The sequence below is a fragment of the Acinetobacter sp. WC-141 genome (genome assembly GCF_000313935.1).
Taxonomy (GTDB): Bacteria; Pseudomonadota; Gammaproteobacteria; order Pseudomonadales; family Moraxellaceae; genus Acinetobacter.
The window spans coordinates 1-208 of record NZ_AMSS01000007.1; the positions used below are offsets into that span (position 1 = coordinate 1).

A 208-nucleotide genomic window follows, 5' to 3' on the forward strand; every position below is an offset into this window, starting at 1 on the left:
TCCCCAAGCTTGTATGAAGCATCAACAAAAGATACGCCATCAATTACAGCGGCTGCTCCAGTTCCAGCAGAAATATCGTGAGTATTACCCGCCATACTGGTTGCACCAAACACACCTTTAAGTGTATTTACGGTAAAACCTTGAAACTCACGCGACCAGTAATCTGCAACCAGATCACCAACAGCACCAAGTGGATCGTCACCAGATA

1 pseudogene is annotated in these 208 nt (G+C 45.7%); it reads right to left on the minus strand.

Going from position 1 to position 208, the window contains the following annotated elements:
- Positions 1–208 (minus strand): annotated as a pseudogene (locus tag ACINWC141_RS00830) (major capsid protein); the annotation flags it as partial.